The sequence below is a fragment of the Frankia sp. CcI156 genome (assembly GCF_001983015.1).
Classification (GTDB): Bacteria; Actinomycetota; Actinomycetes; order Frankiales; family Frankiaceae; genus Frankia; species Frankia casuarinae.
The window spans coordinates 1-21,515 of record NZ_MOMD01000077.1; the positions used below are offsets into that span (position 1 = coordinate 1).

Annotated in this window: 17 protein-coding genes, 1 tRNA gene and 2 pseudogenes; 13 read left to right on the forward strand and 7 right to left on the reverse strand. The window is 66.5% G+C overall.

What is annotated here, in order from left to right:
- The first annotated feature begins 229 nt into the window (after nt 1-229).
- A complete protein-coding gene (gene gltX / locus CcI156_RS21540) occupies nt 230-1,642 on the forward strand; it encodes a glutamate--tRNA ligase (protein WP_011437604.1) in 1,413 nt (470 codons plus the stop codon).
- A 319-nt stretch (nt 1,643-1,961) separates the two neighbouring features.
- On the opposite strand, the gene CcI156_RS21545 is transcribed toward gltX, so the two are convergent.
- Together CcI156_RS21545 and CcI156_RS21550 are read right to left on the reverse strand one after the other, a co-directional pair.
- The gene (locus tag CcI156_RS21545) at nt 1,962-2,447 is read right to left on the reverse strand and encodes a helix-turn-helix domain-containing protein (RefSeq protein WP_035734274.1); all 486 of its coding nucleotides are present in this window, start codon (nt 2,445-2,447) and stop codon (nt 1,962-1,964) included.
- Nucleotides 2,437-2,748: a hypothetical protein gene (locus tag CcI156_RS21550; RefSeq protein WP_076807850.1), complete on the reverse strand. Its 312-nt coding sequence runs from the start codon at nt 2,746-2,748 to the stop codon at nt 2,437-2,439. The genes CcI156_RS21545 and CcI156_RS21550 overlap by 11 nt, the downstream gene beginning before the upstream one ends.
- Nucleotides 2,749-2,889: 141 nt before the next feature.
- On the opposite strand from CcI156_RS21550, the gene CcI156_RS21555 reads away from it, so the two are divergent.
- Both CcI156_RS21555 and CcI156_RS27920 read left to right on the forward strand, forming a co-directional pair.
- A tRNA-Asn gene (locus tag CcI156_RS21555) sits at nt 2,890-2,962 on the forward strand.
- Nucleotides 2,963-3,145: 183 nt separating this feature from the next.
- Nucleotides 3,146-4,421, forward strand: a pseudogene (locus CcI156_RS27920) (IS110 family transposase).
- A gap of 123 nt (nt 4,422-4,544) precedes the next feature.
- Here the strand turns inward: CcI156_RS27920 and CcI156_RS21565 are convergent.
- A complete protein-coding gene (locus CcI156_RS21565) occupies nt 4,545-5,243 on the reverse strand; it encodes a 2'-5' RNA ligase family protein (protein ID WP_076807852.1) in 699 nt (232 codons plus the stop codon).
- Nucleotides 5,240-6,571: a transcriptional regulator gene (locus CcI156_RS21570; RefSeq protein WP_076807854.1), complete on the reverse strand. Its 1,332-nt coding sequence runs from the start codon at nt 6,569-6,571 to the stop codon at nt 5,240-5,242. The genes CcI156_RS21565 and CcI156_RS21570 overlap by 4 nt, the downstream gene beginning before the upstream one ends.
- A 275-nt stretch (nt 6,572-6,846) precedes the next feature.
- On the opposite strand from CcI156_RS21570, the gene CcI156_RS21575 reads away from it, so the two are divergent.
- From CcI156_RS21575 to CcI156_RS21615, 8 genes are all read left to right on the forward strand, one after another.
- Entirely contained in the window at nt 6,847-7,542 is a 696-nt protein-coding gene (locus tag CcI156_RS21575; RefSeq protein WP_076807857.1) for a hypothetical protein, read from the forward strand.
- An 89-nt stretch (nt 7,543-7,631) separates the two neighbouring features.
- Nucleotides 7,632-8,789, forward strand: a complete 1,158-nt coding sequence (locus tag CcI156_RS21580; RefSeq protein WP_076807859.1) for an endonuclease/exonuclease/phosphatase family protein — start codon at nt 7,632-7,634, stop codon at nt 8,787-8,789.
- 1,046 nt (nt 8,790-9,835) lie between these two features.
- The gene (locus tag CcI156_RS21590) at nt 9,836-10,891 is read left to right on the forward strand and encodes an SDR family oxidoreductase (RefSeq protein WP_076807864.1); all 1,056 of its coding nucleotides are present in this window, start codon (nt 9,836-9,838) and stop codon (nt 10,889-10,891) included.
- 59 nt (nt 10,892-10,950) lie between these two features.
- A complete protein-coding gene (locus tag CcI156_RS21595) occupies nt 10,951-11,973 on the forward strand; it encodes a DUF2156 domain-containing protein (protein WP_254847554.1) in 1,023 nt (340 codons plus the stop codon).
- Nucleotides 11,974-12,124: 151 nt separating this feature from the next.
- On the forward strand, nt 12,125-12,769 hold the full coding sequence (locus tag CcI156_RS21600) for a CPBP family intramembrane glutamic endopeptidase (RefSeq protein ID WP_217697732.1): 645 nt from the start codon (nt 12,125-12,127) through the stop codon (nt 12,767-12,769).
- Nucleotides 12,770-12,788: 19 nt separating this feature from the next.
- Nucleotides 12,789-13,976, forward strand: coding sequence for an MFS transporter (locus tag CcI156_RS21605; protein WP_011437617.1), 1,188 nt, complete (start codon nt 12,789-12,791; stop codon nt 13,974-13,976).
- Between the two features lie 90 nt (nt 13,977-14,066).
- Complete coding sequence (locus CcI156_RS21610; RefSeq protein WP_076807868.1) at nt 14,067-14,993, forward strand: class I SAM-dependent methyltransferase; 927 nt, start codon at nt 14,067-14,069, stop codon at nt 14,991-14,993.
- Nucleotides 14,994-15,073: 80 nt separating this feature from the next.
- Nucleotides 15,074-17,500, forward strand: a complete 2,427-nt coding sequence (locus CcI156_RS21615) for an MMPL family transporter (RefSeq protein ID WP_254847553.1) — start codon at nt 15,074-15,076, stop codon at nt 17,498-17,500.
- 139 nt (nt 17,501-17,639) lie between these two features.
- Here CcI156_RS21615 and CcI156_RS21620 read toward each other — a convergent pair whose 3' ends face one another.
- Both CcI156_RS21620 and CcI156_RS24290 read right to left on the reverse strand, forming a co-directional pair.
- Nucleotides 17,640-18,563 carry an alpha/beta fold hydrolase gene (locus CcI156_RS21620; protein WP_175637646.1) on the reverse strand — a complete coding sequence of 308 codons (924 nt, stop codon included), beginning with the start codon at nt 18,561-18,563 and terminating at the stop codon, nt 17,640-17,642.
- A 373-nt stretch (nt 18,564-18,936) separates the two neighbouring features.
- Nucleotides 18,937-19,118: pseudogene (locus tag CcI156_RS24290) on the reverse strand (response regulator transcription factor); the annotation flags it as partial.
- A 174-nt stretch (nt 19,119-19,292) separates the two neighbouring features.
- Here CcI156_RS24290 and CcI156_RS21625 point away from each other — a divergent pair.
- Together CcI156_RS21625 and CcI156_RS21630 are read left to right on the forward strand one after the other, a co-directional pair.
- A complete protein-coding gene (locus CcI156_RS21625; RefSeq protein ID WP_076807876.1) occupies nt 19,293-19,826 on the forward strand; it encodes an NUDIX domain-containing protein in 534 nt (177 codons plus the stop codon).
- 197 nt (nt 19,827-20,023) lie between these two features.
- The gene (locus CcI156_RS21630) at nt 20,024-20,914 is read left to right on the forward strand and encodes a hypothetical protein (protein ID WP_011437623.1); all 891 of its coding nucleotides are present in this window, start codon (nt 20,024-20,026) and stop codon (nt 20,912-20,914) included.
- 111 nt (nt 20,915-21,025) lie between these two features.
- Here CcI156_RS21630 and CcI156_RS21635 read toward each other — a convergent pair whose 3' ends face one another.
- A complete protein-coding gene (locus CcI156_RS21635; RefSeq protein ID WP_011437624.1) occupies nt 21,026-21,436 on the reverse strand; it encodes a helix-turn-helix transcriptional regulator in 411 nt (136 codons plus the stop codon).
- Nucleotides 21,437-21,515 lie beyond the last annotated feature (79 nt).

Genomic DNA, 21,515 nt, shown 5'->3' on the forward strand with positions numbered 1-21,515 from the left:
CCACCACCAGCTCCTCACCCACCTCACCCAGCACGACCCCGACGCCGCCGAAACCCTCTGGCGCCACCACCTCACCACCACCCCCCACACCCCCCACCAACCCACCACCCCCCTCGACCTCCTCGGCTGAGCAGGGGCGTAGCCGGCCGCCCGGGAGACCGATTCCGCGGCCGGTCACCATCGGCCCACGCCCGGTTCGCCCGTCGAGATCCGCTGTACGCTGCGCGGCATGGGATCTGGGCGGGTACGGGTTCGATTCGCGCCATCTCCCACCGGCATCTTCCATGTGGGTGGGGCGCGGTCGGCGCTGTTCAACTGGCTGGTCGCGCGGCGCGCCGGCGGCGACTTCGTGCTGCGCGTCGAGGACACCGACGCGTCCCGCAACCGGCCGGAGTGGACCGACGGCATCATCAGCGCGCTGGACTGGCTCGGCATCAGCCCCGGCGGGTACGAGGGTCCGGTGCTGCAGTCGTCGCGCGCCGACCGGCACCGGGCCGCGGCCGAACGGCTGCACGCCGAGGGTCTCGCCTACTACTGCGACTGCACCCGCGAGGCCCTGGCGGAACGCACCGGCAACGCGCAGCGCGGCTACGACGGATTCTGCCGGGACCGCGGGCTCGCCCCGGGTCCCGGCCGGGCGCTGCGCTTTCGCACGCCGGACGACGGCGTGACGATCGTCGAGGACCTCATCCGCGGCACGCCGGAGTTCCCGAACGAGACCATCGAGGACTTCGTGGTCGCGCGGGCCGACGGGTCGGCGGTGTTCCTGCTCGCCAACGTCGTTGACGACCTGGAGATGGGGATCACCCACGTCATCCGGGGTGAGGAACACCTGTCGAACACCCCTAAGCAGCAGCTGCTCTGGGCAGCGCTCGGCGCGGACGCGCCGCCGGTGTGGGCGCACGTCCCGGTGATCGTCAACGAGAAGCGCCAGAAGCTGTCGAAGCGGCGCGACAAGGTGGCGCTCGAGTCCTACCGGGACGAGGGATACCTGCCCGCCGCCATGAAGAACTACCTGATGCTGCTCGGTTGGGCCCCGCCCGGCGAGGACGAGATCGTGCCCTGGGAAACGATCGAGTCCACCTTCGACCTTGCCGACGTGAAGCCATCGCCGGCSTTCTTCGACGAGAAGAAGCTCAAGGCGTTCAACGGTGAGTACATCCGGCGGCTGAGCGTCGCGGAGTTCATCGAGGCGGTCCGGCCCTGGCTCTCGGCGCCGGCCGCGCCGTGGGAGCCGGCCGCGTTCGACGCGGACGCGTTCGCAGCCCTCGCCCCCTTGGCGCAGAGCCGGGTCTCCGTGCTGTCGGAGATCGTGCCGATGGTCGACTTCCTCTTCCTGCCGGAGGCACCGATCGACGACGCGGCCTGGGCCAAGGCGATGAAGGGGCCGGCGGCGGAACTGCTCGCCGACGTCCACGACCTCTACGACAAGATCGAGTGGGAAGCCGAGACGTTGAAGGCCGGACTCACCGAGGTGGGCGAGCGGCACGGTCTCAAGCTCGGCAAGGCGCAGGCACCGGTGCGGGTCGCCGTGACCGGGCGGAGCGTGGGACTGCCCCTGTTCGAGTCGCTGGAGGCGCTCGGCCGGGAGACCACCCTGCGGCGGCTTGCCGAAGCGCGGGAACGGCTCACCGGCGGCTGACCTCACGCCGGTCCACGACAGCCTCGCGCGCACGCCGGTCCACRACGGCTTCGCGCGGCGGGCAGGGCTGAGCCCGGGTCGCGGCTGGGACGGGCCGCGACCCGGGCTGGGGAGACCCACCAGAAGCCGGGGTTACCTCTGGTGGATGAGGCTGCTTCAGTTCGCCAGCCGGGCGACAAGGACCAGCACACCCCGCTGGGCCTAAGAGATCCTTAAAACGAGCTCAAGACAAGCTGTGATCTTGCCGTCACGAGATGCCTCTCGATAGTGATCATTCCGCGATGTCGGGATATTGCCGCCAAGCGGGAGTCCACCGAACTTAGGGCTCACCGTGACCCTGGGTGGCTGATCCTCGGGGCGTGCGCTGGCGCGGGCTCAGCCCGGACCAGTCGTCCGCCCAGGCCGCCAGCGGTTCCAGCACTCCCTGCAGGCGACGGCCGTGCGCGGTCAGCCGGTACTCGCCGACCTCGTCCACCTCGACGAGGCCGGCCTCGCGCAGCTCCCGCAGGCGTTGGGTCACCTGGGCCTGCGGCGCGTCGAGCCGCGCCACGAGCGCGCGGAACGGCAGGGCCGTCCCGCGCAGGTTCCAGTAGACGGCGAGGGCGAAACGCCGACCCAACAGGTCCACAAGACCGGCGAGGGCGGACGGTGCGCCGTCCGAAGTCTCGGGATGACCGGAGGCGTGCGGTCGTCCCGGCCCGTTCGGCCTCGCCTGCCTCATCGGCATGTCCCGCCGGGACCGCTCATCGGTGGTCTCCGGGGTCTCCGGGGTCTCCGGCGCGAGGGTGCCTCGATCAGCGGGCACCGACCGAACCGACGCCGTTGGATCCGACACCGTTGGATCCGACACCGTTGGAGCTGTGCGAGCCGAGGGGAGCGAACAGCCTGGTCGCGGACTGCCCGGCATGGGCACCAAGCAGGTCCYGGGCCTTCTGGTAGACGGTGGCCGCCTGCGCGGAGACGAGTCCCGCCACGCTCTGGACCTCCGGGCGCTCCTGGAGGTCACGGACCTGCCGCATGATGGCGTCGTAGTGCTCCCGGCCGGCCCGGGCGCCGAGGACGTATCCGAGACCGAGGGCCAGGATGACGCTGGGCCTGATACGCATGTTGCCTCCCAGGAGACCGAGGGACGTGCAGGCGGATGGCCGCCGGCCGCTTGACGTTGTGCCGTCGGGTTGATTCCTACCCCACGTCCAAGACCGCCCGAACCTCAGGTAGGCTGACGACGTCAGATGCACGGCACCCGATCCCGCGTAGCTCAATTGGCAGAGMAGCCGGCTGTTAACCGGCAGGTTATAGGTTCGAGTCCTATCGCGGGAGCATGTTTGCCCAGGTCAGGGCCTATCTTAGCAAGATCTTAAAGATCTTGAAATAAAGATCACCCCAACTTTACCCCCATGATTCTTTTCCTGTCTGGGTCTGTCTGTATGACGTCATCCRTTTGATCACCAGACCCCCTCCGGGTGGCCACCTGTTCCTGTCGGGATGGCCTGGAGGGGTCGTATGGAAGCGCAGGTCGCGCGGTGCGCGGGCCTGGATGTGCACAAGGACGAGATCGTCGCCTGCGTGCGGATGGCCGAGGCGCCGGGTGGGCCGGTCCAGGTGCAGCTGCACACCTTCGGGGCGACGACCGTGGAGTTGCTGGCGCTGCGGGACTGGCTGACCGGTCTGGGGGTGACCCGGGTCGGGATGGAGTCGACGCCTGATTACCGRCGTGTACTGGCGACCGGTCTTCCACATTCTCGAGGACGCGGTCGCCGAGTGCTGGCTGCTCAACGCCCGGCACATGCACAACGTCCCCGGCCGCAAGACGGACGCGGCCGACGCCGCGTGGATCGCCGAACTCGTCGAGTACGGGCTGGTCCGCCCGTCGTTCGTGCCGCCGCAACCGATCCGCCAGCTGCGGGATCTGACCCGCTACCGCAAGGCGCAGATCGAGGAGCGGACCCGCGAGGTCCAGCGCCTGGACAAGGTTCTGCAGGACGCGGGGATCAAGCTGTCGTCGGTGTCCTCGTCGATCCTGACGGTGTCCGGCCGGGCGATCCTCGAGGCGATGATCGCCGGTACCACCAACCCGGAGGTACTCTCCGAGCTCGCCGGCGGCCGGCTGCGCGCCAAGATCCCGGCGTTGCGGGAGGCGCTGAACGGGTTCTTCACCGGCCACCACGGTCTGATCATCGGGGAGATCCTCGCGAAGCTGGACTATCTCGATGAGGCGATCGACCGGCTCTCGACCGAGATCGACCGGGTGATCGCCCCTTTCGAGGCGAAGGTCGACCTGCTGGACACGATCCCCGGGGTTGACCGCCGCATGGCCKAATGCCTGCTCGCCGAGATCGGCCCGGACATGTCGGTCTTCCCGACCGCCGGCCACCTGGCCTCCTGGGCCGGGCGCTGCCCCGGCCAGCACGAGTCCGCCGGCAGGTCCAAGGGCGGCAAGACCCGCAAGGGCTCGAAGTAGCTACGCCTCAACCTGCACGAGGCCGCCCGCGCCGCCTCCCGGACCCGGGGCACCTACCTGTCCGCCCAGTACAAACGGGTCAAGGCCAACCGGGGCGCGTCCAAGGCCAGGGTCGCCGTCGAGCACTCGATCCTCGTCGCCGCCTTCCACATGCTCGACCGAGACGAGCCCTACCACGACCTCGGCGCCGACTACTTCACCCGACGCCGCGACCCCAACCGCCACGCCCAACGCCTGATCAGCCAGCTCGACGCCCTCGGCTACGACGCGGTCATCACCAGACGAACCGACCAGCCCACCGACACCAAGGCCGCGTGACCCGAGGCAGCGGACCACCACACCACCCGACCCAGCCCCGCCACGGCGCTGAGGCGGCATGCCCCATGTGGGTACGTCCCGATCAACGGTCACCCTGTTTTCCCTTTAGAGGCCCTGCTAGAACTAGCGGGCAGGGGTGCTAGACCCAGTAGCCGCTGGCAGGTGCACGCGGGCCACGGTGTCCCACCGGTAGGCGCGTTCCTCACGGCGCAGTTCGACCAGTGCCACGGTTCTGACCGCGACCCGGACGGATGGAAGCTCCCGGAGGTCTCTGACGGCCGCGATGATCGAATGGGCGTCGGTCGGGCTGTTGCAGTAGGCGATTCCGATGTKGGGTCGGAACCCGTGCGGCTTGGTCACGACCGCGGCGGGCCCGAGTACGGCCGTGGTCGCTTCGACGATCTTGCCCTGGATGGTGACCACCGGTGCCCAGGGCAGGACGCTGAAGCGGACGGCTCCGGAGGACCCAGCCAGCGGCCCCACAGCCAAGGAGAACGGCTCGACCTCGGTCAGCCGTACACACGTCTGCTCCACGGCTCTGTCGACGTCAGCCCGGCCGATCTGATCGGTGAACGCAAGACGTTGGAGCGTCAGATGCAGCCCGTCAGGCGGCACCGGGTCGAGGGCGGGCAGGCGTAGCCGCCGCTGGCACCGGTCGGCAAGGACGTGCAGCTCGGTTGCATCCTCGAAGGTCAGCATCCAGTGGTAGGAGCGGCGGCCGGGTGTCCAGCCCGGCCGGTCCCAGTGGTTTTCGAGCCGGTCGAGACCGGCGAAGCGGTGCCAGTCGTCCGCGACCGGGTCCGCGGTGCGTGCCGTGGTCACCGGTGTGCGCCGGTGGGGAGGGCGAGCGCGCGGGAAGCCTCCGCGAGTTCGGTGACCGGGCCGATCTGCTGCCACGGCTTGGCGCGGGTGACCAGCTCATGGCTACGACGTCGGACGGACTCGATCGGGTTGCCGGCCGTGGCGGTCAGAGCCTCGATGYCCAGGACGGCAGCCTGCTCCGGATCGGGGGAGTGGGACAGCAGCAGCGCGGTCGCGAGGTCGAGGCGGACGAGGCAACGGCTCCACATCGACGGGGATCGGTCTGCGACCTGAGCGGCCATGTCCGCATACTCCCGCGCCTGACCGGGCTCGCCCAGTGAGACATAGGCGGTCGCGGCGTTCGCGGCGATACGGGCGATGCTGTACGGCGCGAAGGAGATGCAGGGCGACATCCCGTCGGGCACCGGATGCTGTTCGGCGAGGTCGAACGCCTCGCCCACGGATCGGCCCACCCCGGCGCGGTCACCGAGCCGACCGAGGGCGCGTGCCTCCCCGTTCACAGCGAGGCGGATCACCTGGGCCGACCGGCCACCGACACGGCGACCCTCCCGGGCGAACTCCAGGGCAGCTCTGTAGTCCCCGGCGTAGTACTCACACAGGCTCTGCGTGCCGCCTATCCATGCCGTGAGGTCGTGGTGACCGACCAGCTCAGCGGTGTGGAGAGCCTCCAGACAGTAGGCGCGCGCGAGTCCGAACCGGCCGGTGTTCACCGCCATGTAGCCGAGTATTCCGGAGAGGCGACCGGCGATTTCGTAGAGCCGTTCACGCTGCCGGGGCGGCTGTCGTCCTTCCAGGAGGTTCTGAACCCGGCGGCGTTGCCTGAGTACCCGTGGTGCGAGTTTTTCCGGGCCGGCCCACTCGTACTCGTCCGCCATGGTCAGGAGCAGAACGTCGAAGTGGGCGAGAACGGCCGTGCTGACGTTGGATGCACCGAGCGTCTCGATCCGCTGCCCGATCTCCTCGACGGAATCCGATTCCTCGGGAAGGGCGGTCTGTTCCACGATGTTCGTCCGTGAGGCCTCCGGAGACTGGACGGCGCCGCGCGGTGCCAGCCCCATCAACATGCGGGCACGGTCGGGCAGGTCGAGCCCATCGGCGACGCGCTCGAACAACTCGAACTCGGCGGCGATTCGCTTGCCGTTGATGTACTTGCTGATATCTGACTGGGCCAGGCCGACGCGCATCCCGATCCCTGGCTGACTCGCCCCGGCGTACCGCTGTACCAGCCGGAAGAGGGAACCGATGTCCCTCATCTGCAGGCTCTCGGCGACCTGGGTCCGATCCCAGAATTCCGCCGGTATGACGAACGCGGACGGATCATGACGCACGTCGACTCACCCCGCCATCTGCCGCCATCTGTAGCTGATCGTAGTCGATGAGAGYCGGTCCAGGGCCGGAAAACGAGTGCTCGGCGCCATGCCTCGAAGCACTGCTCTTCGGGGACTGYGGCATGCCGCCGGGAACTGTCCTGCCGATCCCGTCCGGGTCATGATTACGGACATCGACACGACCTCCCCGATTTACCCACCGGACCATACGCCCGACCGGGGAGGCTCGCGAATCGATACCGGAATCAACGGAGAGCCCGAAAGGACAGTGAGCCATGCTCGCCACGAAACCCGAATACCCCGCAGCTTTCTCGGTGGAAATGAGCGAACCGTTCACGCCCACCTGGAACCGTCTCCCGGGCATCACGGTGAACGGGACCACGGTCACGGTCGAGCCGGACCGGTACTTCGTCCGTCGCAGTACCGCGCCGGTCTGGATGCTCGTCGACTGGGACCTGGTGACCGAGCGCCTGCTGTCGGAGGACGAGACCGAGGAGGCCGCTGTCGAACAGCAGACCTTGGAGTTCGTCCGTGCCTACGGTCAGCGGACGTCCGAGCCGGCGGACGTGCTGCGCACCGCCGACCGGGTCTACCACCACCTGTTCTCCGCCGAGCGGCTGGACGACCCCGACCTGTCCGACGTCACCGACGACGACCTGCGCATCCTGCGGGAGTCCGCGACGCTCGCGGCGCTGAACCGGGTCGAGCTGTCCGGGGAGATCRCCGACATCGGCCCGGCCTGGTTCTTCCCGGCCACCGCCCGCGTCGTCTACGACCTGGACGCGGACGGAGCCGAGCGGGTCGACGACCTGTACCACGGCGGCTTCTTCAACGAGTACCGCCGGGTGGAGGCGGTCAAGGCGCACGCTGCGCTCGGTTTCAGCCTCGCCCGTCCACATTACGATCTTGATCGATGCAGGATCAAGAGAGCCGTCACAGGCGCGGCCACAAGTGGACCACCGAGATCATAAAAGATTCACCTGCCGGTGGGTCGACAGCAACTCCTCGGGTTGCCACGCTGTGCAGCAGAGCCGACACGACGGTGCTGTGGGGGTGACCGGTGCGACTGGCGTCGTTCAACGTGGAAAACCTGTTCGAACGGATCCGGGYGATGGACCTGCCCACCTGGGACGAAGGCCAACCGGTCCTGGCCGCATTCGACCGATTCATCACCCTCGCCCAGCACGAGGTCTATACCGTTCAGAACAAGACCGACATGCTCGCCGACCTGGAAACGATGGAGATCCTGACCCGCACCAGCGAGGGTCGGCTGCAGCTCAACCGGGATCCACAGCCGCGGTGGGCCCGGCTTCGTGAGAACCGCGGGAACTTCCTCACCCAACCCCCCGGTAAGGACGCTGTGATCGACGCGACCGGGCGGCAGGATTGGATCGGCTGGGTCGAACTGGTCACCGGCCCCGTCGACGAGACCGCGATCCGCTCCACTGCCCAGGTCATCACGGACATCAACGCCGACGTTCTCGCCGTGATCGAAGCCGAAAACCGTCCGGCGCTGGTCCGGTTCAACACCAGTCTGCTCGCCGGCCTGTACGCCCACGTGATGCTCGTCGACGGCAACGACCCCCGCGGCATCGACGTCGGCCTGCTGGCCAAACCCGGCCACACGATCGGCTCGATCGTCAGCCACGTCGACGACCCCGACCCGGCCCGCCCCGACCGGCCGCTGTTCAGCCGCGACTGCCCCGCCTACGAACTGCACACCCCCGCCGGCAACACCATCTGGGTACTGCCGAACCATTTGAAAAGCCAGTCCTGGACCTCCGGAAACCCCGACCCGCTACGCCGCCGGCAGGCCCACCGGGTGGCGGAGATCTACACCGCGCTCCGCGACGCCGGCGCCCGGTACATCGCCGTCGTCGGTGACCTCAACAAGCCACCCCCGCCCGCGTTCCCCAGCCTCGAACCCCTCCTCGGCCCCGACAGTCCACTCGTCGACGCCGCCAGCCGGGCCGGATTCGACACCGGCCCCCGACCCGGTACCTTCCAGTCCTGCACCGCCCGTAACCGACTCGACTACATCCTGCTCTCCCCCGACCTCGCCGACCGGATGACCGGCGGGCAGATCGTCCGCACCGGCCTGTGGGGCGACCCCGACAACAAACACCCATCCGCCCAGTGGGTGATCCACCCCAAGATCACCCGAGCCGACCAGGCCGCCTCCGATCACGCCGCCCTTTACGTCGACCTCGATATCTAAAAACACCGCGGCATCTAGAACACCAGGCGACACTCTGTTGTGCCGCTGAGCGGACGCCTGCCCCGCCGCTCGATTTGACCCCGCCCCCGAACCATCCGAGGAATCGCCAGCAGAGGTGGGCGATGTCGTGGATGCGTTCGCCCGGTGCGGCGAGGTCCCAGTCGTCGCCGTGGTCGAACGGAACCACGAACCCGGCGCAGCCGTACTCTCGACCGATCCGGCGAGCGGCCCGGGTCGGCGACCGCGGCCGGGTCCGCTCCCACCCGCGGCCTCGACGACTGCCAGGTCCGCGACTACCGGGCCCGGTACGCGCACATCACCTTGTCCAGRCTCGCCTACCGATAGTCGCCCTACAGCACAGTTTATCACTCCAGCCAGCCGCTAGAGATCGCTGTCCGTACGACACGTCGGTGGATGCCACTCGTATCTTCCGAATACTCTTCCGAATACTAGACTTAAGTTATGAAAATAGCCCATAACGCCCCACTGTGAGATAGCCAACACCGTAGAGACTTCAACGGAGGTTGACGGTCACCGGAAGCGCTGGTCAGCCCGCTGCGGGCACAGATTACTTGCTATTAAGCAGCAGCATAATTTTTCTTCTCAACAACCAATGGCCCCTCCTTCCTCGTAGACCTCGCCAGTTGGTTGTGGTTAGACTGACRACCGAGCGATTCCAGGAGACGTTACAAGAACAGTAAGTCGCGGCTTCGCCTACTTGACGGCACGGATGCGACGCATGGCGACACGGGGGGTGCGACAACGTAGCGCTGGAGTGCGCAACGGCCGCTACTGTAACTACAGTAAGCGCGCCCAGGCCGCGCGCATGCCTGGAGAATCACGGCCGGCCCGGCCCTGTCGAATTCATCCACAGCTGATGATGATGATAATCAGAAAAACGATCATTGACGCGGGCATGCACGCCGTTCCACGGAATATCGACGGGCATCGCTGGCATATTTCTAATAMCAAAAGGTCGTTGACAGCTCCTACCAGTGATCCGGCCRCATCGCCATGCGGACATTCCMTGCTGGAAAAGGAAGTAGATGACTGCGCAAACCGCACGACGGGTGCTTTTGACGGGGGCGTCGGGCGTGCTCGGTCAAGAGCTCCTGAGCCAGTTGAAAAGAGTTCCTGACATCGAGCCGGTGTGCCTGGTGCACCRCACCGTCCTGGCCGACCAGACGATTACCACCGTGCGCGGTGACATCGCTCGTCCACAACTCGGCCTGGATGGATCGGAGTACCGATCCCTGGTCGACAGCGTGGATGCGGTGGTGAATTCAGCCGCCGTGGTCGCATTCAACGGTACCGAGAGGACATTAAGGTCGATCAACGTCGAGGGAACTTCGCGGATAGCGCAGCTGGCCGCGGCGGCAGACGCACCCCTCTACCATGTGAGCACCGCCTACATTGGCGCCCGCAGCGACGGCGCCGGCGAGTCCGGTGCTCGCTACGCCAGCAGCAAGCGCGAGGCCGAGGACGTAGTGCGCGGCGCGGGGGTCCCCTATGCCATCCTCCGGCCCTCGATCATCGTCGGCCACTCCGATACCGGTGCCATAGCCAGCTTCCAAGGCTTCTACCAGATGGTGGCCAGATTCCTGCACGATAAACTACCGATAATACCCTTCTCCCCGGACTCTCGGATCGATCTGGTGCCCGTTGATTATGTAGCCGAGGCAGTTGTTGCCGCTGTACGTAAGGAGGCGCTGGGCAGCGAACTCTGGCTCGCTAATGGGCCGGCGGCACTGACCCTCACCGACGTCGTTGACATGGCGCTCGATATTGGCCGTGATTTTGGCTATCCGGCCAAGCCCCCGATGCTGATATCCGGTACTGTCCTGGATGAATCCGCCATCACGGATCCGGCACTATACGCGGGGATAATGAAGGCAGTAGCCTATTTCTCTGCATACGTCCGCTCAAGCCTGATACTGCCGACATCGGCTGATGAGCTCGCCGCCCTCGGCGTCCGGCCGCTCCCCGACGCCAGGACGGTCGCGGATCGGAGCATGCGCTACTGGGCGGCCCGCGACGCTCGGTCGAACCAGGGCACGACAAAGATCGACCGAGCGGCCGTTGCTGGGAGCAGCCGGCCGTGACCCGTAGCAGCAGCRCAGGGGTCGCACAGACGCGATCCGTCGCGGAGCCCACTTTGGACGTGCTGACCCGGCACGCTCACAACCCATCTGCATACCTGGMGCTGAACGAAGGAAATCTGACGTTCGAGGTGGATGGAATCGACGGCGTCGTCATCTACCGGCCAAGCGGGAGGTTCCTGATCCAGTTCGGCGGAGTCTTCGCGCCGCCGGACCAGCAGGCTGAGYTGCTGACTGAGTTCGTCCGTTGGGCCAGGYAGAACCGCCGTCGGGTGATTAGCGTCCAGCTGATGCCCGAAGATACTGACATCTACCTGCGTGCCGGTTTTGGCGTGAACCAGCTCGGCGCCTCCTACGCCCGTTCACTGGACGGGTTCAGCATGTCGGGGAAACATTTCGTGAAGATCCGGAATAAGATCTCTCGAGCTAATCGGGACGGCGTCCGGGTACGCGAGGTGGCGGCGGTCCGTGAGCGGACGCCGCAGCTGATGGAGGCACTGAACGAGGTGGACTGGGTATGGTTGAAGGCAAAAGGTTTTGGCGTCGCCGAGATCGACTTTATGATCGGCCAACGGGGCGGTTGGGCCGAGCGCAGGCGCCGGTTGTTCGTTGCCGAGCACGCCGGCCGGCTGGTGGGCTACCAGGTATTCTCGCCGGTCTTCGGGCGGCACTCCGGTTGGCTGCATGACCTGAGCCGGCGGATACCGGACGCTCCCACCGGAGTCAGCGAGCTGATCCTGTCCACGGCCGTACGGCAGTTCGTCGGGGAGAAGACGCCGTACCTGCACTTTGGTCTCACTCCCTTCACTTCGCTCGATCCGAAACATCGACTTCCTGGACACAGCCCCTTCGTGGACCGTTTMGTGCGCTGGCTCGGCACTCGCGCCGAGTGGATCTACCCYGCCCAGTCCCAGGTGGCATACAAGCTGAAGTGGCAACCAGACCTGATCCAGCCGGAGTATGTCGCGTTCCAGGACGGCGTCTCGCTCTCCGCCGTCTGGCGGTTGATGCGGGTGACGAAGGCCGTCTCGCTGCGCCGGGGCAGGAAGAGCGTCACACGTCGCCCAGCGAGTCCCCATGAGTGATAAAATTCTTTCTCGCGATGCCGGAAATAAAGATCAAGTCCTTCGCTCCGCCCCGAACGCGGTCCCGAACGGGAGCGGGACGGCGGAGTCGGGGGTGACCGGGTCCGGTCGGGTCCCAGGCCGGCGGCTCCCGCGTTACGAAGCGCGGCCCGTGCTTGTCGCCTGCGTTGTGTTCGCCATCCTCGGAACGCTACGTATTGCCGGCGCGTTCGACGAGTGGCTCAAGGTGTTCTCTATCGTGCTCACCCCGTTCGCGCTGTTCGTCGTGCCGCGGCGAATGTGGTCGGATGTCGGCGTRCAGGCCATATCCTCGCCACGGCAGTTGGCCCGCGGGATCGGGGTGGTGACCGCCGGCTACCTGCTGACCCTCGTCGCCTGCCTGACGCTGCTCGGGCGGGGTGAGGACAACTGGGCGGCCCTGCTGCCCGGCCTCTTCCGCGAGATGTTCCCGGGCTCTCCGGCGCTCGCCTATATCTCCTTGTTCCTCTGTATGGGTTTGCTCGTCCCGATCGCTGAGGAGGTCTTCTACCGAGGCGTGCTGCTGCACGCCGCCTCCCGGCGCATGGGGCTCTGGAGGTCCGTCGTCACGGTCAGTGYCGGCTGGGCACTCGTGCACCTCGGCGATTACGGACTCAATCCTTTCAACCCGCTGGTCCTGGCCGGGATGATCCCCTCGGTCTTCGTGATGGGCCTCGCCCTGGGTTATTGCCGGATGGTGACGGGATCGGTGGTCGGTACGACCATCGCGCAGGGTGTGGCCAACGTTCTGTTCACCATCTGGGCAATCTCGCTCTAACGTGATCGGAGAAGGCGAGATGGCTGCCAGCCAGGACGCGGTCGAGACGAACTCCACCGCGGTTCGCCACGACGTATTCAAGGTGACCGCCGCGACCTGTGGCGCGCTGTTCGTGGACAGCCTGCTCTACAGCATCGTGGTACCTGTCCTGCCGAACTACGCGGACCAGTTCGATGTGGGGTCGGCCGGGGTGAGCCTGCTGTACGCCGCGTACGCGGTCGCCCTGCTGGCGGGGACTCCCCTGATGGGCCGGGTCGGCGACCGGTTCGGGCATGAACGGCCATTCCAGGTCGGTGCCGCCGGTCTGCTGATCTCGACGGTCGGTTTCGCGCTGGCTCGTAGTTATCCCGAACTTCTGGCTGCCCGCACGCTCCAGGGAGTCGCCGCGGCGGCGCTGTGGACGAACGGAATCGCTCTGCTCGCCCAGCGGGTGCGGCCCCCCAGGGCCGGCGGCGCGATGGGAGCGGCGATGTCCAGTATGTCCGTCGGTATGGTCGCTGGCCCAGTGATCGGCGGGCTGCTGGCCGAACGCTTCGGCGACGCGGCGCCGTTCGTGGTGTGCACGGTGCTCACCGCGGTACTCGCCGCCGTCCTGCCGTGGCTGGTCCGCGGCGCCGCGCAGCCGGTACGTGAGCAGCAGCCATCCGGCTGGCGTTCGCTCCTGCCGACCCTGCTCGCTGTCGCCTTCGGAGCGGCGACGCTGAGCATGCTGGAACCGCTGCTCCCGCTGCACCTGGCCGACCGGTTCGGCAGCGGCCCGGCCACGCTGGGTCTGATCTTCGGGGCGGCGACGCTGGCGCACGGGCTCGCCGGGGTGCCGGTCGGCCTGCTTGGGGACCGGCGGCCGGATCTGCCGTTGATCCCGGGCGGGTTGCTGGGGATGAGCGCCGTCCTGCCGCTGCTCCCCAGGTTCGACGTTGGCTGGACGACGGTGCTGCTGGTGACGTTCGCCGTTTGCTTCTCCTTTGTCCTCATCCCTGCGCTGGGGATTCTCACCGCAGCGGCGGAACGGCGGGGGGTCGGGCATGGGGCCATCTTCGCGATGTTCAACATCGCCTATGCCGTGGGGATGATGAGCGGCCCTCTGCTCGGCGCGCTGGGTACCGGCTTCAGCAGCGTCACCACCGCGCTTACCGGCATGGCGGCGGTTCTCGTCCTGGGCGCCGTCCTGATCCTGACCGCGGCGCAGCGCCGCTCCGTCACCTGACGTCCGAGCCAGGATGCCCGGCTGCGGTCGGGCATCCACCTCACCGAAAAGACATCCCGTCCTTCTGCTCGCGATCCACTGGGAGTTGCTATGAGCCGAGCCGGTCTGGCGCTGCGCGCCGCCCGTCTCCTACTCACCCGCGCCGTTGCCGACACCACACCTGATTACGACATCGCCAGCAGCACCTATGACGAGGCGTTCACCGCCCTCATGGGCCCGAACTCGACGGCGATGCTGGACCTGGTGGGGATCGCCCCGGGGATGGACGTCATCGAGCTGGCATGCGGCACGGGTCACCTGTCCGAACAGATTCGGATCCGGCAGCAGGGCCTCGGTTCGCTGCGGGTGATCGAGAAGTCCCCGGGGATGCTGGCCGTCGCGAAGGCCAAGATGGAGACGCTCGGCCAAGCCTCCAAGGATGTCAGCTGGCAGCAGGGCGACATGCTGGAGTTCCTCAAGGCCCAGGCGACCAACAGCGCCGACGCGATCGTCTGCGGTTGGGCGATCTGCTATAGCAAGCCCTCCCAATTGTTCCGCGAGGCGCGGCGGGTGCTCCGCCCAGGAGGTCGGATCGGCATCATCGAGTCCCGCGCGGACGCATTGGCCTCGCTGCGCAAGGCTTTCGAAGACGTCGTCGCGGACGAGCCGACTCTGCTCACCGCGATGGTGCGGGTGGCCCTGCCGAAGGACGCCGAGACGGTGGCCAGGTGGATGCGCAAGGGCGAACTGCGGGTAATCAACCAGTATGAGGGTGAACAGCGCTGGCCGGTGRCCACCGCCGAGGAAGCCGTAGAGTGGGTGGAACGGTCCGGCGCCGGCGCCGGCTTCCGGGACTCGTTCGACATGTCCCGCGAAGACGACGTCAGAGGCAAACTGACAGAGGCGCTACGCAAGCAGGCCAGCCGGCCGGGGGGCCTCACACTCCTCCATCCGTTCGTCGTGGTCGTCGCCGAGACCACACCGGAGCCGGCAGCTCCCGTCCAGCCGGGCGTCACCAAGGCGAATGGGATCCAGTGAACTCTGGGACTGGCGGGATCGGATCGGAGTCGACGCCTTCCCCTTCCGCCCATCCGGTGCTGGGACGGATCGCCCGGGCCGTGGTCAGACACCCCGTGGTCGTCATCGTCCTCTGGCTCGTCGCTATCGGGGCCTGCGCGCCGTTCGCGCTCAAGCTCTCCGAGGTACAGTCCCGGCAGGGCAGCTCGAAGATCGTGCCCGGCTCGGTCGGCGACGCCGTAGCGCAACGGCTCGTACAGGCATTCCCGCATCACTCCGAGCGGGAAACCCTCATCGTGCTCAGTGCGCCCGATGTGACCGCCGCGAGTTCGCGGCGGCTGATGGGCATGCTGGACGCCTCGCTACAGCCACTCGTCCACGATGGCTCAGTCATGAGCACGACGTCGCCGTACACGCTGCACCGCGACGCTCTCCTGGCCGCGATGCGCCACGTGCTCGCGCCGGCGGGTACGCCGCCACCGAGCACCGAKGAGGCCATGGGCCGCCTGGCCCAGGCGCGGGCCACGGGTCAGGTGCCCGCGGCGCTGGTTCCACTCCTGCAACGGGCCGCACGTACCGACCAGGCGGAATGGCCGAAGCTGGCCGGCACGCTGGCCGAGGAGACGGACTGGGCGGACTTCCCCGTGCCGGTGGACGCCGCCAGCCTGATCTCCGATGACCACAGGGCGTCACTCGTTACCGTCGCCTACTCGAGGCATGGACCTGACCCGGACCTGACAGCGCTGCGCCGCACTGTGGCCGCGGACATAGCCCGRCTGGGCCCGGCCTCCCCGGTGCACGCCGCCGTCACCGGCGAACTGGCACTGATCAAGGACACGTACGACAAGGCCGAGGCCGACAACGCGAAGATGGAGTACGCGGCTTACATCATCATCATCATCGTTCTGCTGCTGTTCTTCCGTGCCGTCGTTCCGGCAGTCCTCACCCTGACGATGATCGGGCTCGCCATGACGATCAGCCAGGCATGGCTGTACGCCGTCGGCAGCCAGGTGGAACTAACCCAGTTCACCACGACAATCATGACCTTCGTCATGCTCGGTGCTGGCGTCGACTACAGCATGTTGCTGTCCTCCAGATATCGGCAGGAACGCCTGGCTGGCCGCGACCCGAAAGAAGCCGTCGTCAACGCCACCATCCACGCCGGTGAAAGCATTGCCCTCGCGGGAAGCACCGTCATCCTCGCGTTCGCCGCAACCCTGCYCTCACCGGTCGACTGGATCCCGCCGCTCGGCTATGGGGGGCTCGCGGGCATCCCGGTGATGCTGCTGGCCGCACTGACGATCACACCGGCGCTGCTGGTTCTGCTGGGCGACAAATTCTTCCTGCTCGGTGTCCGGCCGCTCACGGATATGGAGTCCAAGGGCTGGCTGACCAACCTGCTGCGACGGCTGGCCGTGCTGCCGCGACGGGCACCCGTCGCCGTCGTCGCGGTGTTCGTGCTGGCGACGATCCCCATCATTGTCCTCCTGGGATCCCACCGGCTGACCTCCGACCCGGTCGCGCTGAGCCCGGACACAGACGCCCGCCGCGGCTACAACCTTATCGCCGAACACTGGCAACCCGGCCTGCTGCAGCCGACGACCGTCGTCGGTGACATCGGCGACAACGGTCACCGAGGCGACACTCTCACCCTTGCCGGCTGGCAGCGACTGGACAGCCTAAGCGACGCGATCGCCCGCACTCCCGGCGTGGTCTCCGTTTCGAGCCTGTCCCGCCCCACGGGCACGAAGCTGTCCTGGGAGGACACGTCGGCGCTACCACAAAACGTCCGACAGGACTTTCTGGCCCCGGACGGCGCCCTGCGGCTGTCCATCGTGCTGGCTGGGGACCCACTGTCGGAGCAGGCGAGGTCGACGATCCGGACGCTGACCACGCTGGTCGCCGACAGTACCATCGACAACGCTCAGGTCGGTGGTGCCACCGTCATCGACCAAGAATACGATGCGGCGCTGACATCGTCCTTCTGGAAGATGATCGCCTTTGTGTGCGCCGGCGTCATAGTGCTGCTGACCTTCGCATTACGATCCATCCTGGTCCCGATCCGGCTGATCCTGACGATYGCGCTCAGCAACATTTGGGCACTCGGCGCCACGCTCGCGGTCTTCGCCGGCTGGCTCGATGAACCCGTCATCAACGACCTACCAATCTTCCTGGTGATCCTCATGATGGGTCTCGGCATGGACTACGAAATCTTTTTGATAACCCGGATCCGAGAAATAACCCGGCAGGGAAGCAGTGACGCCGACGCGGTGACGACAGCTATCGTGGACACCGGCCGGGTAATCACCGCTGCCGGCCTGGTTATGGCGGGAACACTGGGGACGATGATGCTCTCGTCAACGTTGATGCTGCGCGAGTATGGCTTCGGCCTCAGCGTCGCGGTGCTGCTCGACGCCACGCTGATCAGGCTCGTCCTGGCGCCCGCCACACTCCTGATAGCCGGGAAGTACAACTGGTGGCTGCCCTCCCTACGGCGCCGCGCCGCCGCCCCGGACGGGCCGGCGTGAGGTAGACGGCGCCATTCCATAACCATTCCGTATCCYGCGTGACACCGCCGTATCCCGCATGACACTAAGATTTACCGGCCAGGCCAGGACACGCCCGACACGGCATACCGGAGTTGACACTTCCTTGCAGGATGCGCCATTATTGAAGAAATTTCAACAAGAGTGCGTTGACCCTTTCCGGCTGCTCTTCATGYGGTAGGTGGCCGGCATTTTCTATGGAGACGAAGCGGGCGTTTGGAAGCCTTGCCTCAAGATTCTGGCCAAATTTTATTGGTATGTAACGATCATCCTTGCCCCAGATCACAAGAGTCTCGTTGTGTACCTTTTCGAGATGCCGGTCGACTTCGCTCCAGTTCAAATTACGTTGCAGGATGTACTGAGCTTTGAGGTTGCGAGAATAAGTGATAGGAATATATATCTGGCGAATCTCCGCGTCAGATACGGCCGATGGGTTGCTGAAGAGATTTTCGTGTATATCCTTCCTGACGTTGCCAAAAGAAAAGAAGTGTACGAGCAACTMGCCTACCAGCGGATACGACAGGTACTTCCAGGAGCTCCCGTCKTGAGCCGCGATCTCCGCCGTCCCCGTAGCATCAATGAGCACTATCCTGCCGACCTCATCAGGGTAAACCTCGGCAAAATAAAGCGCCCAACCGCCACCCCATGAACTCCCAATAAAATCAGCCTGGACAATTCCTTGCTTTGCCAAAAAATCTTTCAGGAGCGTCGCGAATCCGGCCAAGGTGAGCGTAGCAGGATCCTGGTAGGTGKTGAAACCATGCCCGGGCATATCCAGGGCATACACAGTATGCTMCCGGGCAAGTTCATCGATGTTCTTCCGGAAAGAATACAGCCAGGTGCCACCGCCATGCAGGAGAATGACAGGTCTACCAGCGCCTTGCTTCAGATAGTGGAGCCGTGTATCACCTATGTCCATGTATCGAGTTGTACGTTCCTTCAGAAACGAGGGCGTCTCCTTGAGATTCCGCCCAGGCTCGACGCCGTAGGCAAAAAAGCTAACAGCTAGGAAGCCTAGCAAGAACAGGCTAATAATAGAAAGCATATATATCCTGGCTACAGCAYAACTCATTCTTGGACTCCAACTAAAGTGCTAAGCCTGCTAGCTTGAAAAGTCCTGATTCCACACCAAGAAATCTATCCTTAATCTTCTTGCAGAATAGAACACCCTCGCCCACCGTAACACGGTCGGGAACATACTCTTCAGCTCCACCAAGCCCTATAGTGCCAAGGCGCGAGGAATCTCCCGGAAAAATGCCTGAACCGCCTCGGCGTGTCCGGCGGTGAGGCGTCCTCGGTTCTGTAGGATCGGCTTGCTGGATGGTGATCATCCAGCCTTGGYGGCTGGCCGGCAGACGAGGATGTAGCCGGGATGGTTACCATCCCCGTCCCGTGYCACCGCCCTACCCACCGGTCGGTATGGRACGGGGACGGCGCGTCAGGAACTCCAGGAGGGAGAACTGCCGTGGCGTCAGCTCGACCGGTGACTCACCCCGCCAGGCCCGGTGCGACGCGGGTCGAGCCGGAGGTCGCCAGCCGCCAGGACGACCGGGCGTTCCCCACCACCACGGCGCAGCAGCGCCCGCAGTCGCGCCACCAGACTCCGGTCGTCGTCCGCCACCAGGATGCGCATGTGCGGAACAGGGCCACCCTGYCGCTGAGCGCCAGCCGAATCCCTGCTGAATCTTCGCTCTGAAGGACGGGGCCCTGCGCGCTACGTTTCCCGGTCACGGGCCTCGAGTCGGTCCGCGGGAAGAAGAGCACGAGGAGGATCATGCGGCACGAACACCGGACCCCGGTCGACGTTCTTGCGCTACTGATACGGGACGGCCGCCTGCTCCTGACGAAACGCGCGGGAGGCATCTACGGAAGCGGCTGCTGGGCGCTGCCCAGCGGACGGATCGAGCCCGCCGAGGACGTCGTGACCGCGGTGATCCGGGAGCTCGACGAGGAGCTCGGTATCGGGGTCGAACCCGAGGATGTCGCTTTCGCGGGTATCACGCATGYCCTTCCGCCGGACAGCGACGCTCGTATCGGTTTCGGCTTCCTGGTGTCGCGGTGGAGCGGCGAGCCCACCAATCGGGAGCCAGCCACCTGCTCCGCCCTCGCCTGGCACCCACCGGACGATCTGCCGGCCGACACCCTGGCGTACAGCAGGGAGATCATCCGTCTGCATCTGCGGGCGGAACCGTTCTCCCGGTTCGRCTGGCCGCCGAGTCGGGGAGCGGGCGCACGATCGCGGCAGGCTTTCTCGGCTATCCGGTCCCGCGACCGGTCCACGGGTCCCCCGCCAGACCGAGCTGGCTGATCCAGGTCTGGTAACAGCGGCGGTCGGCGAGCCGGGTCCAGTCGCCGCCCCACCGCTCCATGGCCGTACGGACACCGCACCCGCAGAATGCGCATGGCGGCGACGTGGATGCAACATGCAACAAAACCTTCACGGTTGTCGACCGATAGCAATGGAGATGCTACTTTCAGTTCACACCTTGAGCGTGAGGGGAGAGGGTGACGATCATCGCCATCGCGCCGCATCGAACGCCCGTACGTACCGCCGTCGCGATGATCAGCATCCTCGCTCTCACCACCGTCCTGATCGGCGTCGGCCTGGCCGGATCCGCCGTGGCCGGYGCCTGCCCGACGGCCGGGTCCAGCGACGTGGGGAAGACGGGGAAGATCAGGAAAACCGAGAAAACCTGTCCCGATGGGGACGATGCGCCGCCGTTCGGCTTTCTCGATCTCGCCGACGCATCCCCCGCCGGCATCCGCGTCGCCGGCTGGACCATCGACCCGGGGGACCTCACCCACCCCCTGGCCGTAACGATCATTCTGGACGACGTCGCCACCGCCAGTGTCGTCGCCGACCGCTCCCGTCCCGACGTCGCCCGGGCCCACCCGGGCGCCGGCCCCGACCACGGCTTCGACACCACCGTGGCCGCCGCACCCGGCACCCACACCGTCTGCACCGCCGCGGTGAACATCGGCCCGCTCGGCTCCTTCCACCGGCGGAGCCTCGGCTGCGCCACCGCGACCGTGGACGCGCCCGCCGTCGACCACACGCCCCTCGGCTACCTCGACCTCGCGACGCCCAACCCGTGGATCACCGCCGGCTGGAGCAGCGTCCGYGTCGCCGGCTGGACCTACGACCCCGACGACCCCGCCGACCCCCTCATCGTCACGGTCACTCTCGACGCCACCACCGCCACCACCGCCACCGCGGACACCTCCCGACCGGACGTCGCCCGCTTCTACCCCGACGCCGGCCCCGACCACGGCTTCGAGACCACCGTCATCACGAGCGCCGTCCCGCACACGGTGTGCGCCTACGCCACGAACGCCGGGCCCGACGGCCCCATCCGGCATCAGCTCGGCTGCGCCACCGTCTCCTGGCTCCCCTGACCGCTGCTGGCCCCTGACCGCTGCTGGCCCCTGACCGCTGCTGGCCCCTCTGACCACCGCCGGCCGCGATGCGCAGGTCCCGCCCGGCGGTCGTCTCACTCGGTAGTCGTCTCACTCGGCGTCTGGAGCGGCGGCCGGAGCGAAGACCGTGGCTAGCGCGGGCAGCGCTCCGGGCACGAGTCGGTAGTAGGCCCACACGCCACGCTTCTCCCGGCTGATCAGGCCGGCGGCGACAAGAACCTTCAGGTGGTGGCTGACGGTCGGCTGGGTCAGCCCGAGCGGCTCGGTCAGTTCGCAGACGCACGCCTCACCACCCTCCCGCGCATAGATCATCGACAGCAGCCGCAGCCGGGCGGGAACGGCGATCGCTTTGAGCACACCGACGAGACGTTCGGCGTCCTCCGCGGACAGCGGGGTGCGAGCCAACGGCGTGCAGCAGGACGCGACGGTGCCCGCGAGCCCGCTCGGTGCGTCACTCTCGTCACCGTGATCACCGTGATCACGCGCGGTCAGACATCCCATGGTTTTCGTTGTCAAGCGGCGACGTCGAGTGTTGCTTTCTGTGTCCATGCGGTTGCCTCACTGTAGGGGGTGTGGGTCT

What these genes read in the sequence shown, in the direction of transcription:
- CcI156_RS21605 (WP_011437617.1), top strand. Translation starts at nt 12,789, where the DNA reads ATGGCTGCCAGCCAGGACGCGGTCGAGACGAACTCCACCGCGGTTCGC.
- CcI156_RS21635 (WP_011437624.1), bottom strand. Translation starts at nt 21,436, where the DNA reads ATGGGATGTCTGACCGCGCGTGATCACGGTGATCACGGTGACGAGAGT.